The sequence below is a fragment of the Candidatus Binatia bacterium genome (assembly GCA_036382395.1).
Lineage (GTDB): Bacteria > Desulfobacterota > Binatia > HRBIN30 > HRBIN30 > JAGDMS01.
On record DASVHW010000119.1, the window covers coordinates 1 to 16,644 of the forward strand.

18 protein-coding genes are annotated in these 16,644 nt (G+C 62.9%); 8 read left to right on the top strand and 10 right to left on the bottom strand.

Annotated elements, in window-relative coordinates; all coding sequences use genetic code 11:
- Positions 1 to 485: 485 nt before the first annotated feature.
- From VF515_05615 to VF515_05635, 5 genes are read left to right on the top strand one after another with little or no spacing between them, the layout of a single operon-like run.
- Positions 486 to 1,043 (top strand): 2-oxoacid:acceptor oxidoreductase family protein, encoded by a 558-nt coding sequence (locus VF515_05615; GenBank protein HEX7407113.1) that lies wholly within the window; start codon positions 486 to 488, stop codon positions 1,041 to 1,043.
- A 5-nt stretch (positions 1,044 to 1,048) separates the two neighbouring features.
- On the top strand, positions 1,049 to 1,357 hold the full coding sequence (locus tag VF515_05620; GenBank protein ID HEX7407114.1) for a 4Fe-4S binding protein: 309 nt from the start codon (positions 1,049 to 1,051) through the stop codon (positions 1,355 to 1,357).
- Positions 1,358 to 1,360: 3 nt separating this feature from the next.
- Positions 1,361 to 2,554: a pyruvate ferredoxin oxidoreductase gene (locus VF515_05625; GenBank protein HEX7407115.1), complete on the top strand. Its 1,194-nt coding sequence runs from the start codon at positions 1,361 to 1,363 to the stop codon at positions 2,552 to 2,554.
- A 10-nt stretch (positions 2,555 to 2,564) separates the two neighbouring features.
- Complete coding sequence (locus VF515_05630) at positions 2,565 to 3,500, top strand: thiamine pyrophosphate-dependent enzyme (GenBank protein HEX7407116.1); 936 nt, start codon at positions 2,565 to 2,567, stop codon at positions 3,498 to 3,500.
- 7 nt (positions 3,501 to 3,507) lie between these two features.
- Positions 3,508 to 4,461: a DUF882 domain-containing protein gene (locus VF515_05635; GenBank protein ID HEX7407117.1), complete on the top strand. Its 954-nt coding sequence runs from the start codon at positions 3,508 to 3,510 to the stop codon at positions 4,459 to 4,461.
- Positions 4,462 to 4,493: 32 nt separating this feature from the next.
- Here VF515_05635 and aat read toward each other — a convergent pair whose 3' ends face one another.
- On the bottom strand, positions 4,494 to 5,150 hold the full coding sequence (gene aat, locus VF515_05640) for a leucyl/phenylalanyl-tRNA--protein transferase (GenBank protein HEX7407118.1): 657 nt from the start codon (positions 5,148 to 5,150) through the stop codon (positions 4,494 to 4,496).
- Positions 5,151 to 5,382: 232 nt separating this feature from the next.
- On the opposite strand from aat, the gene VF515_05645 reads away from it, so the two are divergent.
- Positions 5,383 to 6,153, top strand: coding sequence for an SDR family oxidoreductase (locus tag VF515_05645; protein HEX7407119.1), 771 nt, complete (start codon positions 5,383 to 5,385; stop codon positions 6,151 to 6,153).
- A 44-nt stretch (positions 6,154 to 6,197) separates the two neighbouring features.
- The gene (orn, locus tag VF515_05650; GenBank protein ID HEX7407120.1) at positions 6,198 to 6,758 is read left to right on the top strand and encodes an oligoribonuclease; all 561 of its coding nucleotides are present in this window, start codon (positions 6,198 to 6,200) and stop codon (positions 6,756 to 6,758) included.
- 21 nt (positions 6,759 to 6,779) lie between these two features.
- Here the strand turns inward: orn and VF515_05655 are convergent, their stop codons facing one another.
- The 8 genes from VF515_05655 to VF515_05690 form a co-directional block, all read right to left on the bottom strand.
- The gene (locus VF515_05655) at positions 6,780 to 7,175 is read right to left on the bottom strand and encodes a PPOX class F420-dependent oxidoreductase (GenBank protein HEX7407121.1); all 396 of its coding nucleotides are present in this window, start codon (positions 7,173 to 7,175) and stop codon (positions 6,780 to 6,782) included.
- Between the two features lie 271 nt (positions 7,176 to 7,446).
- Positions 7,447 to 8,103, bottom strand: coding sequence for a ribonuclease HII (locus VF515_05660; GenBank protein HEX7407122.1), 657 nt, complete (start codon positions 8,101 to 8,103; stop codon positions 7,447 to 7,449).
- Between the two features lie 62 nt (positions 8,104 to 8,165).
- Positions 8,166 to 9,518, bottom strand: a complete 1,353-nt coding sequence (locus tag VF515_05665; protein ID HEX7407123.1) for a hypothetical protein — start codon at positions 9,516 to 9,518, stop codon at positions 8,166 to 8,168.
- Positions 9,515 to 10,084, bottom strand: a complete 570-nt coding sequence (locus VF515_05670; GenBank protein HEX7407124.1) for a hypothetical protein — start codon at positions 10,082 to 10,084, stop codon at positions 9,515 to 9,517. Before VF515_05670 ends, VF515_05665 begins: the two co-directional genes overlap by 4 nt.
- The gene (locus tag VF515_05675) at positions 10,081 to 10,392 is read right to left on the bottom strand and encodes a hypothetical protein (protein ID HEX7407125.1); all 312 of its coding nucleotides are present in this window, start codon (positions 10,390 to 10,392) and stop codon (positions 10,081 to 10,083) included. The genes VF515_05670 and VF515_05675 overlap by 4 nt, the downstream gene beginning before the upstream one ends.
- The gene (locus tag VF515_05680) at positions 10,389 to 11,039 is read right to left on the bottom strand and encodes a cytochrome c3 family protein (GenBank protein ID HEX7407126.1); all 651 of its coding nucleotides are present in this window, start codon (positions 11,037 to 11,039) and stop codon (positions 10,389 to 10,391) included. Before VF515_05680 ends, VF515_05675 begins: the two co-directional genes overlap by 4 nt.
- Positions 11,036 to 12,403: a hypothetical protein gene (locus tag VF515_05685; protein HEX7407127.1), complete on the bottom strand. Its 1,368-nt coding sequence runs from the start codon at positions 12,401 to 12,403 to the stop codon at positions 11,036 to 11,038. The genes VF515_05680 and VF515_05685 overlap by 4 nt, the downstream gene beginning before the upstream one ends.
- A gap of 74 nt (positions 12,404 to 12,477) precedes the next feature.
- Entirely contained in the window at positions 12,478 to 14,517 is a 2,040-nt protein-coding gene (locus tag VF515_05690) for an OmcA/MtrC family decaheme c-type cytochrome (protein HEX7407128.1), read from the bottom strand.
- Between VF515_05690 and VF515_05695 the strand changes: the two genes are divergently transcribed.
- A complete protein-coding gene (locus VF515_05695; protein HEX7407129.1) occupies positions 14,501 to 14,854 on the top strand; it encodes a hypothetical protein in 354 nt (117 codons plus the stop codon). The genes VF515_05690 and VF515_05695 overlap by 17 nt on opposite strands.
- A 281-nt stretch (positions 14,855 to 15,135) precedes the next feature.
- On the opposite strand, the gene VF515_05700 is transcribed toward VF515_05695, so the two are convergent.
- On the bottom strand, positions 15,136 to 16,644 hold a 1,509-nt coding region (locus VF515_05700; protein ID HEX7407130.1), incomplete at its 5' end, for an AMP-binding protein.

The following is a 16,644-nucleotide window of genomic DNA, read 5'->3' on the forward strand; positions in this document are numbered from 1 at the left end:
CAACAGGGAATCCAAATCTCGGCCTAAACCACCGCGCCACATCTCGACTCTACTGCACCACAGCCCAGGGTTGGGTCAGTGACCCTTGGCGCGCGGCGCGCCTACCCTGGGTAGAGAATCGCCAGAACACCCTACCCCAAAGGGGTTGCGCTCTGGTCGCCGCAACATGACGTGCGAGAATCGGCGAACAGGCCGGCGCAACGTAACCCTGTCAGGGTAGAGGCGTCGGGCCCTTCTCTACCCAGGGTAGCCGCTACTGCGGCAACCCTGGGCTGTGATACGTAACGCCTTCGGCGTATGCGGAACGCCTAGCACCAACAGTATCGAGATCGTCTGAAGCCTGCAGTAGGAGCTACTGGTAGAACCCTTCTCGCGACCATGGCTTTCGAGATTCCCCACATTGACGACACACACCCGGGGCACTACCCGGCGCGGATTTGCCTTGCGGAGCGAAGTCGGATTTCGTATCTGATAGAAGTACCTGTATGCAGAACGAAACGGTCGAAATCCGCTGGCACGGTCGCGGTGGCCAAGGGGCGATCACCGCGGCGAAGATCTTCGCACAGGCCGCGTTTGAATCCGGCTTCCCAGGCGTGGTGATGGCTCCGAGCTTCGGGACCGAACGCCGAGGCGCGCCGGTCGAAGTTTCACTCAAGATCTCGAAGACGAAGATCAACGACTTGTGTCCCATCCAGCATCCAGATGTCGTCGTGGTGCTCGATGATTCCATTCTGCGCGAGGTCAACGTCACCGCGGGCATGAAGCCGGGCGGCATCTTGGTCATCAATACGCCCAAGGGTCGGGCAGCCTATGACGGCAATCACGTGAGGGTGGCAACTGCCGATGTGACACATCTGGCGGAACAGGCCGGCCTGAAACGGGGGATCGTGAACACCGGTATCATTGGCGCGCTTGCGAAAGCGCTGCCCATCATGCCACTGTCCAAACTGCTCGAGGCCATCGAAGTGGAGTTCAAAGGCAAGAGGGCGGCCGCAAACGCCGAGGCCGCGCGCATGACCTATGCGCAGACGACGACGGAGTAGCAACCATGCCTACCGAGAATCTGCGCGTATTGACCTCCGCTAGTTATGCCGGGCCCGGCGACGCCGGACGCACCGGCTCCTGGCGGGTCCTCAGGCCGGTCATCGACTACACCAAGTGCGCACCGGCGAAGACGGGCAAGCCAGCCTGTTTCTTCTGTTGGCTCTACTGCCCGGATAGCGTGGTGTCCAAGACCCTCCAGCCGCAAATCAATCTCGAGTACTGCAAGGGCTGCGGCATCTGTGCCGAGGAATGTCCCCCCAAAGCCATCACGATGGTCGAAGAGAGCAAGTTCTCGGGGGCGGATGACCGGTAACATATGTTCGTCTTTGAATCCGGCAACGTCGCTGCCGCCACCGGGGTGAGGCTAGCCAGGGTCCAGGTCATCGCCGCCTATCCGATCACCCCGCAGACCCCCCTGACCGAGAAACTTTCCGAATACGTCGACAGCGGATCCTTCGACGCCGAATACGTGGCGGTGGAGAGCGAGCACAGCGCGCTGGCGGTCTGCATCGGTGCGTCGAGCACCAGCGCGCGGACGTTTACGGCGACCTCGGCCAACGGCTTGCTCTACATGGCCGAGCAGCTCCACTGGACCGCGGGGGCGCGCTTGCCGATGGTCATGTGCGTCGTCAATCGGGCCGTCGGCGCCCCGTTCAATATCTGGAACGATCACCAGGATTCCATCTCGCAACGCGACACCGGCTGGATCCAAATCTATGCGAAAGACCATCAAGAAATCCTTGATACGGTCATCAAGGCATACCGGCTCTCGGAGGAGGTCTGCATTCCGGTGATGGTCTGTTACGACGGCTACTACTTGTCGCATACCTACATGCCTTACGACGTTCCGGACCAGGTCGCGGTAGATGCCTTCTTGCCTCCCTACGAATACCGGCACACCCTGGGTCCCAATAATCCCACCAGCTTGAACACGGTGACGCTCCCGGGGGGCCGGCCGGATATCCACGGTGAGTTTGCTCCCGGCTATATGGAACTGCGGCACAACCTCCACATGGAGATGAAGCAGGCCATCGACATCTATACGCGCATCGACGGCGAGTTTGCCGAGATCATCGGCCGCGGTGGAAACCCCATCGCGGAGAAGCACCTCTGTGACGACGCCGAATATGTGGCGGTCGCGCTCGGCTCGATGGCCAACCAGATCAAGGACGTGGTCGTTCGTCTGAGAGATGATGGGCTGAAGGTTGGCCTGCTCGCCCTCTCCCTGTATCGCCCATTTCCGAGCGAGTTCCTCGCCGCGGAGCTGGCGGACCGAAAAGGAGTGATCGTCTTCGAGAAGGCGCTGAGTTTCGGACATTCGGGGACGGTGTGCGCCGACCTGCAGGCGGCGCTGTATCCGTGCGCATCACGGCCGCCGGTGTGGAATTACATCCTCGGTCTCGGCGGCAGAAGCTACCAGAGCGCCGATTTCTACGACGCGATTCGCGACTGCGTCGAGCGTGGGTCTGCGAAGTTCGACAATCCGGGTTGGATTGGGCTGGGCCGGTAGGCGGGCGGCGATGGAGGAAAAAAAGACAACCGTCTTGAATCTGACCGACGAGGAGTTCGTGTACCCGGGCAACCGGGCCTGCACGGGCTGCGGACTGAACATCCTCTACAGGATCGGGCTCAAGGCCATCGGCAGAGACGCCATCCTCGTCGTGCCACCGAGCTGTTTGACGGTGATGCAAGGGTTGTATCCCATCACGTCGACGCAGCTCTCGGTGCTGAATGTGACGTTTGCGTCGACGGCGGCTGCTGCGTCGGGTGTAAAGGCCGCGCTCCGGGCGCAGAAGAACGACCATACCCAAGTGGTGGCCTGGGCGGGTGACGGCGGAACGGCGGACATCGGTATCCAGGCGCTGTCGGGAGCAATCGAGCGCGGCGAGGATTTCCTGTACATCTGCTACGACAACGAAGGGTACATGAACACGGGTGTCCAGCGCTCTGGAACGACGCCGCAAGGAGCGCTGACGGCCAACACCTCCATCAATGGGAAGCGCGAGCGCAGCAAGGATGTCCCGGCGATCGTCGCCGCGCACTCTCCGGCGTACGTGGCCACCTGTTCGGCCGCGTATCCGATGGATTTTCACGACAAGATCAAAAAGGCTCTCAGCTTGAAAGGCTTGAAATACATTCACGCCCACACGCCGTGTCCCCCGGGCTGGGCAATGGAAGAACGGATGGCGGTAGCCATCGGCAGGCTGGCGGTCAGCACCGGTATCTACGTGCTCTATGAGATCGAAGGCGGCGAAATGAGGCTCAGTGAACCTTCCGCCAAATTGCTCGGTAAGAAGAAACTGCCGCCAGTGAGCGAGTACTTGGAGGCGCAAGGCCGCTTCAAGGCGCTGGGGAAAGAGGCCGTCGAGAAATTGCAGCAGGAGGTCGATGCCAAGTGGGCGGCGTACCGTCGCCAGCACGACGTGGCCCTTGCCGCGCGTGGGCCCCAGAGTTGATTCGCTGGTGATTCGCACCCACACGTCTCTGCAGGCAGCCTACCTGCTAGCACTCGCGCTGCTGTTGGCGCAGCCGGCGTCGGCGGCAGGGCCACGCTTTTTCTTCGAAGGGCAGGGACGGCTGATCCTGCGCCACGCCTACTTCGATAGCACCCTCGACGTGCGCTACCGGCACCAGGACGGCAGCTATGACCCGGCGGCCCTGAAACAGATCGAGCACTTCTTCCGTTCACGCGAGGACGGACGCGAAGCCCCCGTTCCGCTACGCCTCATCGAACTGCTGTCGTACATCGAGGATCATTATCATCCGCGGCAGATGGTCTTGCTGTCCGGGTTCCGTAGCCCGGAGTTCAACGCGGATCTGCGCAACGCCGGAGGCGCGGTGGCCCAGGCATCACTGCACACCGAAGCCATGGCCGCCGACATCATGTTTGTCGGCCTGGACATGGCGCGGCTGTGGCGTCAACTGCGCGATCTCGGGGCCGGCGGTGTCGGGTACTACCGCCAGAACAAGTTCCTCCACGTCGATACCGGACCGCCGCGTTTCTGGGAGGCGACGACCTCACGGGTGCAAGAGAATCTTTCAGCCGACAACGCCCGCGTCTTTCTGCGCACCGACTTCGATCGTTATCCGCGTCTCGAAGGCGCAACCTGCGGCCTGCACAGCCTGACGGCGTTCCCGGTGCTTGTTGCTGCAAAAGCGGCGCTGGTCGGCCCCAAAGGCAGCCGCACGGTGACGGTTCAACCGATCAGCGGCGGCGGTGCGATTGAGAACGGGTGCTTTGCCGTTCAGCCGGCACCAGACACGCATGAGTTCCGCGTCATGACTGTTGATGCTGGCGGTAGCATCAACAGCAATTCCGCTCCGGAATCCCACATCGTGCTGTCAACGTGCGAGCCGCGGATCGGTAAGACCCCGCTGCAAATCGAATCGAACAGGATTGAGGTACCGCTCGACTGAAGTGGCCTGCCCGTCTTCTGCTCTGGCTTGGTTCAGGAGGAAAACAGCGTGAGGCCCCGAGCGCGGGTACGCCGGAGCTTTTGCAGGAACTCGTCACGGCTGATCGCCTTGGCTCCCAGACGCACCAGGTGCGGGGTCAAGACCTGGATGTCGAGCCAGTCCAGACCCCGCCCCCGCAGCTGCTCAATGAGATGGAGGAGCGCGAGTTTGGAGGCGTTGGGTTCGCGGTGAAACATGCTCTCGGCGGCAAACGCACCGTCGACCTCAACACCGTATACGCCACCGACAAGGAGCTCGGCATTCCAGGCCTCGGCGCTGTGCGCGATGCCCATTCCGTGCAGTCGGATATATGCCTTGATCACTTGCGGCGTGATCCAGGTGCCATCCTGCTCCGGTCGCAGCGTATCCGCGCAGGCGCGGATCACTTCAGGAAATGCGTGGTCTACGGTGAAGCGGAGAGTGGTCTGGCGGCGCGCACGGACCAAACTCCGCGGCAGGTGCAAGTCGTGGAATTTCAGAACCCCGCGTTCCGCCGGACAAAACCACAGCAGCGGGAAACCTGGCACAGGCCAGGGGAAAATTCCTTGACGATAAGCCAGCAGCAATGTCTGCGGGTGGAGATCGCCGCCGATGGCGACGATCCCGTCGTGGTTTGCCGTCCGTGGGTCGGGGAATTCAGCGACAGGCATGGAAAAACCGAAGGGAGCGAGGCAGCATGGATGCGGGTGTCCTCGACACCAGCATGATCGCAAGATTCAGGCGGGGCGCAAGGGGCTGAGGTGTGAATCGTGCTCGCGAGCCGTGTTGGCGAGACTCCGGGACGAGCACGATTCACGAACACGACTCACGAACTCGGCTTGGCGCAGCGCTGTGCAGGTGCTAACTCCAACGCCAGGGTATTTCTGACCAGGAGGGGCGTCGGTGAACAATCTGTTTTCGATCGAGGGCAAGACGGCAGTGGTCACGGGAGGCTCGCGCGGTATCGGATTGATGATTGCGCGCGGCTACGTAGAAGCCGGCGCGAAGGTGTACGTGTCGTCGCGCAAGCAGGACGTGTGCGACCGCGTGGCGGCTGAACTCTCGGCCCACGGCACGTGCATTTCCATCCCCGCTGATCTCTCGACGGAAGCGGGTGCCAAGGGTCTGGCGCACGAAATCGCCCGGCGCGAGCCGGCTCTGCACATCTTGGTGAACAACGCCGGGGCCAACTGGGGCGCGCCGCTCGCCGAGTATCCCGATTCTGCCTGGGACAAAGTGCTGGCCCTCAACCTCAAGGGCCCCTTCTTTCTCACGCGCGAACTCCTGGGCCTGCTCGAGAAGGGAGCGCGGCCGGGCGACCCGGCCCGCGTCATCAACATCGGCTCGATTGACGGCCTAACGGCCCCGCGCCTTGAGACCTACGCGTACTCCGCCAGCAAGGCCGCGCTGCACCACATGACACGGGTGCTGGCGCGGACGCTGGCGCCGCGCGGCATCACGGTCAACGCGGTGGCACCCGGACCGTTCGAAAGTAAAATGATGGCGGAGACGCTCGATCAGTTCAGAGACATCATCATTGCCACCTGCCCGCTCGGCCGGATCGGTGAGCCGGAAGACATGGCCGGGGTGGCGATCTACCTCGCTTCGCGTGCGGGCGCGTACCTGACCGGTACGGTCATTCCCGTAGATGGCGGGATCTCGGCGTGCGCCTGAGGGCTCGATCTCGGGCGCACCGCCGTTGCGAAAGGTCAGCGTGAATGGCTGAGCAGAGCGAGTCGAACCTGGTCTGGATGGATTTGGAAATGACCGGGCTCGACCCTGACCGGGATACGATCCTGGAGGTCGCGACGCTGATCACCAACAACGAGATCGAGGCAGTGGCCGAGGGCCCGGTGCTCGTAATTCACCAGCCGGCACATGTGCTGGAACGCATGGACGCGTGGAACCGTGAACACCACGGGGCATCCGGCTTGACTCAGCGCGTCCTGGCATCGACGCTGTCAATGGCCGAAGCCGAGAAGCAAGTGCTGGACTTCGTCAAGACGTACTGTCCCGAACGCATCTCGCCGCTGTGCGGCAATTCAATCTGCCAGGACCGGCGTTTTCTCGCCCGCTACATGCCTGCGCTCGAAGCCTATCTACACTACCGCAACCTCGACGTCAGTACGGTCAAAGAGCTGGTGCGCCGCTGGTATTCTGAAGGGCCCAGCGCACCGGAGAAGAAGCACTCCCACATGGCGCTCGACGACATCCGCGAGTCCATTGAAGAACTCCGCTTCTACCGTCAGCACTTCTTTCGGCTGCGACCCCGGCGCTGAGAGATGATCCGCAGCCCCACGTCAGCTCATCGTTGCCGTCTGCAACGGCTCGATGCGATAGATCACCCGTACCTCCCCGGGCTTCCGGTTCGGGTACGTATCAAGGCCGAGGTATTTCTTCGCGAGCGCATCGATATGTGCGTCCGCTCCCTTTTCGGTAATTTCCACGACCTTACCGCGGATCGCCAGGTGCCGGTATGGATTATCGGGATCGAGTATGCACACTCCGACCCGCGGGTCGCGGCGGATGTTCTTGTCCTTTATACGTCCCTTGGCCGAGTTGATTAGCAGAAAGCCGCCGGCGAAATCGAACCACACCGGCGTCACTTGCGGACTGCCATCCGGCATCAGGGTGGCGAGGTGCGCGAAGGTCTTCTTTGTGAGCAAGTCACGGAATCCAGCTGGAATCTCTGCCATCTTTATCCCTCCAATTTGTGGGGATTCTAGCACGCCGGTGCTGTTACGGCGCCTAGACTGAGCCGGATCTGGGGATATTTGAATGAATCAGTGCCGCGATCGTCTCATTATAGTGGCAGCGCGGTAGCCCCCCTTCCGCCTGCCAATGCGCGGCATCTCACAGATGCCGCGTGAACCCTCCTTACCTGGGCGTGGGCGGTTCGTGCGCAGGCACGAACCGCCCCACGCGGAGACGCAGTAGTTTTTCAGCAGCAGCACGAGGCCGGCGCTGCTATATGCCGGGCAAGCGGAGCTCACGCACGGGGGCGAACGAGCGCCGATGCACTGGCGACGGGCCATACTGGCCGATGGCGGTCAGGTGCTGTGCCGTGCCGTAGCCCATATGATCCCGAAAGCCGTATTGCGGGTACAGTTGATCCAACTCGCGCATGATGCGATCGCGCGCGACTTTGGCGACGATGGACGCGGCGGCGATCGAGTAGCTGCGTGAATCCCCCTTGATCAGGGGAGTCTGCGCCATGGTGAGGCCGGGAATGCGGCGCGCATCCACGAGAACGTGCTCGGGGGCAACCGGCAAGGCCGTCACCGCCTGCCGCATAGCTTCCAGTGCGGCGCGATAGATGTTCAAGCGGTCAATCTCTTCGGGTTCGACGATGCCGATCCCGATTCCGATCGCCACAGCATGAATCTTTGCCGCCAACTCCTCCCGGAGCGCAGCGGTGAGCTTCTTGGAATCATCAACGCCCCGGAGCGCAGCGCCTTGAGGCATGATGACGGCGGCCGCCAGTACCGGGCCGGCAAGCGGCCCGACGCCGACTTCATCGACACCGGCAACATTGGTGATGCCTGTAGACCACAGACCCCGCTCCACCCGCAGCAGTACTCCCAACCGTGCTGCCTGCCGACGCTCCCGCTTGCCTACCGCCATACCCAGTCAACCGGCCCACAGAGAGCATGGATGTCCTGAGCTGTCGAGCCCGTTCCGTCAGTTCAGGGCAGAAAGCCGTTGGTGTGCAAGTGACAAATATAACAAGGGAACGTGAAGTGGGCGTTGCCAGAGCCATCGGCGCGGTAGAACTGCGTGGTCGTGTGGCAGACTTGGCACACTCCCCGCACCGGAGGTGTCACGCTGGCGAAGCCGCCGTCGGCGGCGCCGTTGACGTTGGTAAACTCGACCACACGTTGCGCCCCTGACGGCGTGAGGATCTGCTCCCGGACGAAGAAGAGATTGCTGCTGCCGTGCGGGGTGTGGCACTGGAAGCACTGCGACGGTGTTCCCGCCGCTGGGTCTTCATGCGGTTGCTGCGCGCTGTGGCAGTCCGCGCACGCGGGCAGGCTGCGGTGCCCGAGTCCAAACTGGCCGACCTGGAGGTTCAGGTGGCAGCGCTCACAGACGAGGCCGCCGTGACCACCGGAAGCGGTCAGCTTGGCCGCTTCCAGGTTGTGGCAGAAGCCGCAGTACCCAAGCGCGGCTTCCGGGCCGAGTTGGTGCGTTGGGCCGACGGGTGCAGGGACCTTGTCTGGACCGGGGAGGCTGCGGTGCCCCGGGCCGTAGGTGCCCGGGAGGCGGTTGTCATGACACGTTTCACACTTCAGATCATTGCTGTAGGGGGTCAAGTTCACCGCGAACTGGTTATGGCAGTAGGCGCAAAAGCCCAACGCGGCCTGCGCTCCGAGTTGGTGTGTTGGGCCGGCGGGTGAAGGGACCTTGTCCAAACCGGGGAAGCTACGGTGCCCCGGGCCGTACGTGCCCGGGAGGCGGTTGTCATGACACGTCTCACATTTCAAATCCGCACTGTACGGCGTCAGGTCGGCGGCGAACTGGTTGTGGCAGTAGGCGCAGAAGCCCAACGCGGCCTGCGCTCCGAGTTGGTGCGTTGGGCCGGCGGGTGAAGGGACCTTGTCCGGACCGGGCAGGCTACGGTGCCCTGGGCCGTACGTGCCCGGAAGGCGGTTGTCATGACACGTCTCGCATTTCAGATCCGCACTGTACGGCGTCAGGATGACGCCAAATTGGTTGTGGCAGTACGCGCACGAGCCGAACGGCGCCTCGGCACCGAGGAGGTGTGATGGTCCGACGAACGAGGGGACCTGGGCCGGGCCGGGAATACTGCGGTGCCCCGGACCGGTGATGCCCGGGGAGCGATCTCCGTGACAGACCTCGCACTTGAGGTTGGGGGCCGCGCCCGCCATGTTTGCGGCGTTCTGTCGATGGCAGAGGGCGCAGTCGCCAAACGCGACAACGGCAGCCGGCGGCGGCCCTCCGAACTGGGTCGCCCCGTGACCGCCACATCCAGTGGTGAACAGCACGAGCAGACAGGAGCGCAAGGCGTACCGCTTCATGGCTGGGTTCCATGGCAGTGGCGGCAGAGACTCCCGTCGCTGACGGGCAGCCGCAATGCCCGAGTGCCTCTGCTGGAAAACTTCGCTTGAGGGCTCGACTCACCGTACTTACTGGCGATGCGGCTCCATTGCGCCACCAGTGCCGTCCGAACCGCCTCTGGGAGCCCGGTGGCGGCGGGCAGCCAGCGTTGATCGAGACCCTTCTCCCCTATGACCCTCGGGTCGTGAAACAGGTGACAGGTACCACAGAAGATGCCGTTTTCCTCCGTCAGCGGCAGCTCTGGCTGGCCTTCCTTCTTTGTCGGGAGGAGTCGCGCCAGCTGTGCCGGCGTGGCCTGCAGGTGCTCCGCCGTCCCGCTGTGAATGGTGGCGGCATGGCACATCTTGCAGAGCTCGGATTTCGGCTGGGAGAGTGACATGTCTTCCTGGTGGCAGATGCCGCACTTCTCCGTATCGGTCCCGCCGTCTGGCTTCAGCATCCGGTGAGGACTGTCAGATTCTTCCTGGGACAGGACGGGATTGACGGCGGCCAGGAGAGCAAACAGAGCAAATGCAGTGAACTTCATTGCTGGACCCCGTTGGTGCCATGGCATTGCGGACAGCTGGCCACGCCTAAACGGTCGACCACTGCACGGACCTGGGCCAAGTCGAAGGATGGGTCGCCCGTACGGTTGATGATGTGGATGTTGCGGATTTCGTGACAGGCGAAGCAGTCCGGGCGACCCCAACCGGTCTGATGTTCCTCCTGTACGAGAAGGAGTCCTTGGGGAGAGTTCAACAGATTGCCGTAATCTTCGCTTTGTGGCGGACCGCTGCTGCCGCACCCGCCGGCGGCTATCAACAATAAGACGGCCAGAATTGTTCGTCGGGTCATTGGCCTACATCCACTTTGCCCTGCTTGTGGCAGTTGATGCAGAAGTCCTCGCGATGGCAGCTGCCGCATTGCATCGGGTTGGCGCGGACCTGTACCGAGTGGAAGAAGCGGAAGTTGCGGTCGTGGACCCGCGTTTGGATGGTATCGCGGCGGTCGTGGCAGTCGATGCAGAACGACTCGCGGTGGCAGTTTTCGCACTTCGCCGGATTTGCCCGCGACATGTTGGCATGCACCTTGAGCCACGCAACCTCGTGGTCGGGCGGACGCAGGGGCGCGAGATTCTCATGACAGGTCGTGCAGGCTTGCGGAGCCTTCGCCATGCGCGACTCGCTATCGACATGGCAGAAATGGCAGGCGGCGCTGTGGGGGTACTGGGCCTGTGCCGACAGCTCACGCGCCAGCTCTTCGTTGCCCGCCTCGATCAGCGCATCAAAGCGATGGCACTCGATGCACGTGACATTTGCCGACGCCAAGGTGGGCGCGTGTTTCGCGTGATTGAACTTCCAACGGGCGTCCGCCGTGCCCCGTGCGGCCTCTGCAGGCTGGCGGAGCTGCAGGTAACGGTTCGACGGCAAGTATTGACGGCAGGCCGACGCGATCGCGGCGGCGGCCAGCATGGTTGCGACTAGACACGCGGCGCGCTTCACGAGACCGGCCTCCCTGAGCTGGGCTCCCAAGGATTCGGCTTGGCAGAGGCTCCCTGGGGCTGTGCCGGCTTGTTGGCCCGGTAATCGAAGTTGTACCGAATCAAGAAACCGAAGCGAAACTCTTCGTCGAAGCGCTGGTTACGGTTGCCTTCAAAGTCGAGTTCCCACACCAGGCCGGGACGGATGACGTAGCCCAACCCCAGCATTCCGGTGACGGCCGTATCGCGCTGGTTGTTTTCCTTGGCATAATGGGCCACGTCAATCTTTGTCCGGAACACAATCCGGTTGTAGACCCGGCTCTCGTAGTAGGCCTTGCCGCCGTTTACGCTTCCTCCGGCGCTGTCGATGACGTAGTACTCGAGCCGCACCACCTCGAGACCGTCACCGCCCGGTAACCACACAAGCCCCGCGCTCCCGACGCTGCCGTTCACGGGTTTGTTGTCCTGTCTTTCGTAGCGCTGATACGAATAGTCGCCGAAGGCGGAGACCGTGCGGCTGAGCGTGTACCGCAGCCCACCCCGGAACTGGCGCATCTCGCTCAGCGAGAAGAGCTCGAAAATTGCGTCCTCGCGGAGGTTCTTGTCGGCGATCACGCGTTCACCCTGATTCTGCGGCTTGTAGTAACTGCTCTCGAAATTGAAGAGCAAGCGTGGTTGAAACAGGAACACGTCGAATCCTGCCGTCCCCAAGTCGACGTTCTGCCGTTGGGTGTCGAGGGCAACCGACCCGTAGAAGTTCGGCAGGCCCGGTAGCTGGGTGAAAGAGCGCGAACCTGTTCCGGTGACAACCTGCCGCAGGATGCGCCCGTCGCGGTGCTGCTCGAAATAACCGACACTGAGGCGGCCATCCTTCAGATGTGTCGTGTGCACGCTGCCGCCGAAAATCTGCTCATCTTGCGACAGGCTTTCGGAGGAATACGTGGGTTCGAAATACCGGGGTTGGCCGCCGAAGATGGTGAAACCAACAGGCCCACCTGGTTCGATGTTGATCTTTCCCGCATCAGCGACGAATGGGGCAGCCAGCCCTTCGTTGAGGAATTGGCGTCCGAGCGTAAAGTCGACTCCGGGTGGTGTGCCGGGCACACGCAAGGAGCCGGAATAGAAGTCCGTTGCTGTGTGGTTGAGCCCGAAGTCATGTTCGACGCGAAAGTAGGTGTCGAGGCTGGTGCCGCCGTACAGTCCACTGACGCCCAGGTTGCCGTAGAGGTCTGTGGGCGCTTCAGTTTCGCGGGATTGGTCACCCTGTCGGACCTGCCCGAGCAGCGAAAGGTCACCCTGCAGGTCGACCGCATGAGCCCGGTGGCCGCACAGCCAACCTGCCCACAGCCCGAGTGCGACTCGGATGATGAATCGCTTTCCCGACACGAAACCCCCTGCCGGCGGAGTCTGAACAGCAGGGAAGGCGGCCGGCACGGCCTCCCTGTGGTGCGAATGCTGTCTTACTGTCTTCCGGCGTGCAGTCCTGACACCGCGAAGTCCCGTCCCTCCTCGTGGCACACGCTGCACGCTTCCGTGCCGTCGGGTGCCGTCATCGTCTCGGCGTGCGCCACGGCGTCAGCGGCGTCGTGACACGCCGTGCACACCGATCGAATCGGGCCCAGCCGCCCGTCCTCTACCTCGTTTCCCGTCACCGAATCGAGATGAGTCAGGCGTGTGCCCAGCGCGGTGCCCGGGAACGGGGGCATCAGGTACGTCGTGTCCACATGGCACTTGGCGCAGTCGCGCCGATCGCCAGGAAAACGAACATCGGCGAAGTCGATTGCGCTGTATCCCTGCGGCGGCAGGCCGAACCCGTATATAATGTACGGTTTCTGCTCGAGCTGGTCCCCGGTGTGGATCTTGTGGATCATCCGCTTGAAATCGATGCTGGCGGTCTGGTCACCACGCGCCACTGCTGCCGGGTCTTGCTTCCGGCGTTCTGCGTCGGTCTGGTTGGGGTTGTGACAGATGGCGCAGTATTCCGTCTGATTGCGCAGGTTCCCGTGGACAGAGAAATCCTTCGAAAACTCGCCGTGACACGAGGCGCAGAGAGTGTCGCCCACCACCGTACGGCGGGGCATGGCCGTGGAGTCGTCAACCGTAAACGTGAGTACCGGGTTCGGCGCGGCTTCTTCGGCGGTTTTTGGAGAAATCCCGGAGGTTGTGAGGTGCACCGCGCGCCGCGCCTCCGCACCGATTGCCCAGGTGCCACTCGCGTCCGCCGGGATACTGATGGCCGGCGTGTACTGGAAGACGCCGCTGGCGTCGGGTCCAACGAGGGTACCGGATGAACCGCCACCCACTACTGTGGCGGTCAGCATCACGGCGTAGTCGGCAGAGGGTCCGCTGATCGCAAACGCTAGGCGATCGAGGCTCATGACATCGCTTGATCCCAGCGGGTTCCCCGCGTTGTCGGTTACATTGAATGCGATGATCGGGGTCTGGCCGGCCGCGTGAGCCGTAAGTCCGGTGATGGTGACGTGCAGGCCATGGAGCTGCCTCGAGCGTTCGGGGATCACGTGCGCACCGACGACCGAGATGTCGAACTCGTTGCCCAAGTCCGGCACGTGGCACAGGGCACAGTCTCCGTCGCGAAAGCCCTTCGAGGCGACATGGTTTGTTCCGGGAGGACCGGCCGGGGTATCCGCCAGCGACGGATTGACGTCGTCGTGGCAGGTTGCGCACGCCGCCGTGGCTGGCCGTTCGCTGTAGTATTGCACGGTCGGTCCCTGCGAGTGGCACACGGCGCATCCCTCGATGGCCCGCGGGAACTTCACGCCCGTGACCACGCCGTTGGCGTCCTTCTGGGCGAACACGGTGTTCCCTATGGCGTAGGTGGAGCCGGGTGGGCCGTTGACGATCAACGGCAGATCTTTCCCGCGGTGAATCTGGTGAATCATGTTGCGGAAGTCGAGGCTGCGGGGCGGCGTGGGAGGTGGAGGGCTGTCGACCGCGGCTTCGGTGTGGCAGAGCATACAAAGCCGTACCTCGCGGCGGTTGCCGTGCGCCAGCAGCGGTTCATGGCACGCATTGCATTGTTGCGTTGTCGTGCTGGCGAAGAGTTGTGGTGCACCGCCTGCGGGCACCACGTCGAACACGGGGTTGACGCCCAATCGGTTGCTACCCACGAAGCGGTCGACCTGCATGCCCACCGTGTACGTGCGTGACGGATCAAACCCGGGCGCCAGCTGCGTTCCGAACGTGTACTGGTACACGCCGCTCACCGGGTCGATGGTTTGCAGGCTGCCGTTGCTGTCATAGGCCGGGTTCGTGGCGTTGATGTCGTTCACGTAGCGCGTGAAGGTGCGCGGGGTGCCCACATCGCTGCTAGCCGAATAGTCCTCCACGTGCGCGATGGTGAGGCGTACGCGCGCCTGCTGATCGTTCTGTGGCGTTGGCAGCACCGGGATGATTGGTACGCCCGCCGCGTCGGTCAACGTGAACGTGACTACGATGTGACCCGATCCGTCAATTGTGGTGCTGGTGATCGAGCTGGACAGCCCCGCCCCTGCCGGCGTGGAGGTTGGTGTGGCTGTCGGCTGCGTGGGCGTAGGGGATGGCTGCGTGGCGGTGGGCGTTGGCGGCCGCGTCGTTGCCGTGGGGCTTGGTGACCTCGTCACCGTCGCGGTGGCCGTCGGCCGCGGCGAAAGCGTCGGCGTTGGCACCGAACTCGTGGCGGTGGCGGTAGGGATAGCGGTTGGCTGGGGCGTTGGCGATGGAAACTGCACATCGTTACTGTTTCCGCATCCGACCCACACAGTTGCGATGAACAGCAGCGCAAGTTTCCGCAACCGGGCATTGCTCTCGACTGATCCCATCATGCGGACCTCCAGCTGAAGCGATTCCCAACGGGTTCTATGCCACGGGAGCCCCAGTCAACGATTAAGGGCTCCGCCGCTTGTAGCACACCGTGCGCCACAATTTCTAGCGCGGTCGAGGCTAGGCCCGTAAATCAACAACTCTTATGTGTAAGAAAATCCGAGCGCTGTTCCCAAAAAGAAGAGTTCTGCTCGGCGTTCCAATGCTCGTGACTGCTGGCGCTGTGGTTAGAGCGCCAGCTCTGCCAGTCCGGGGGACGGTCCTGCGTGGTCCTCACATTTCTGCTGGCGGACCAGAATCTATTCCTCGAGCCGCCCGCCGTGGCCGGCTCGCTCGAACCGCTCCCGCAAAGCGGCGAGATCACCGCTGGTGAACGGCTGAAAGTCCGCTGCGCCGCGCGGACGCCAGTATACCGGGTCGGTGATCCGGTCGATGAGGAATTTCTCACGCCGCAGCACGCGTTTAAGGACCTTGTTGGTATGGGTGGTTGCGAGTTCCGGCGCCACCCGTACAAACACGGGCCGCCAGCGCGGCGGCAAATCGGCCGCGCCATCCAGGAAGGCGGCGAACGCCACCGGATCGAACGTCGCCTCGTCCTGCAGCTTGATGGCCGCCATGACTTGGTCGCCCGCCTCGGGATCGGGGACGCCGTAGACGCTGGCGAGAATCACGTCCGGATGCCGGATCAGCATCTCTTCGATCGGTCTGGCGAGGAAGTTCTCGCCGCCAACCCGCAACCATTCGGCGTCACGCCCGGCAAAGTAGATGTATCCCTCGGCGTCCTTGTATCCCATGTCACCGGTGTGGAACCAGCCCTTGCGCGTGCGCTGCTGTGTGGTTTCCTCGTCCTTGTAATACCCTTCGAAGAGGAAAACCCCACTGGTGTTGACGATCTCCCCCACCGCTTCGTCGGGATTCAGCAAGCGGCCGGAGTCGTCGAACTGGGCGGGGGGACATTCTTCCCCGGGCTCGTTGAGGATCTTCACTCCCTCAGCGCGACCAAGGCTGCGCGGTGGGTCGCTGGCGGTTCGCGAGAATCCCACCCCGACCTCGCTCGAACCGTAGCCGTCGATCACCTCGCAGCCGAAGCGCTTCGCGAAGGCCTCGATGTACTGCCGCGGGGCTTCGTTACCGTAGGCCAAGCGCAGCGGGTTGTCGGCATCGTCGGGCCGTGCCGGCGTCTCCATGATGTAGGCGAGCGGATTGCCGACGTAGTTGAAGAGCGTTGCTCCGAAGCGCCGGATGTCGGCGAGGAAGTTGGTCTTGCTGAACCGCCGCGCCAGGGCGATGCATCCGCCCGCCACCAATGCCGGGCTGAACGCCAGGACCTGCGCGTTGGAATGCAGCAGCGGCATTGCCGCATAGACGGTGTCGGCTGCGCTGAAATTGCACATGTGTACCGACGCGCCCCAACCGAGCATCATCAAACGGCCGTGGCTGTTGAGCACTCCCTTGGGCGCCTTGGTCGTGCCGGAGGTGAAGACAATCATGAGGAGATCAGTCGATTGCACCGCAACCTCGGGGTCGGTGGTGGCGACGCCCGCGAGTTCCTTCTCGAGGGTTGACCAGTTGCTGGGGAATTTCCCGCTTTGCGTGTCCAAACCACCATCGGTGACCAGAACCTTCATCTGCGCCGCAGGCTCGATTCGGAGCGCGGTCTGCAACTGCTCGCTGTAACGTGCTTCGACGACCACGATCTGGCATTCGGCGAAGGTGACGTCGCGTGCGAGAAAGGAGCCCGTGCGCGTCGGATTGAGTCCCACCAGAACCGCACCTGAAAGGCCGCAGCCAAGTTCCGCGAAGACGAA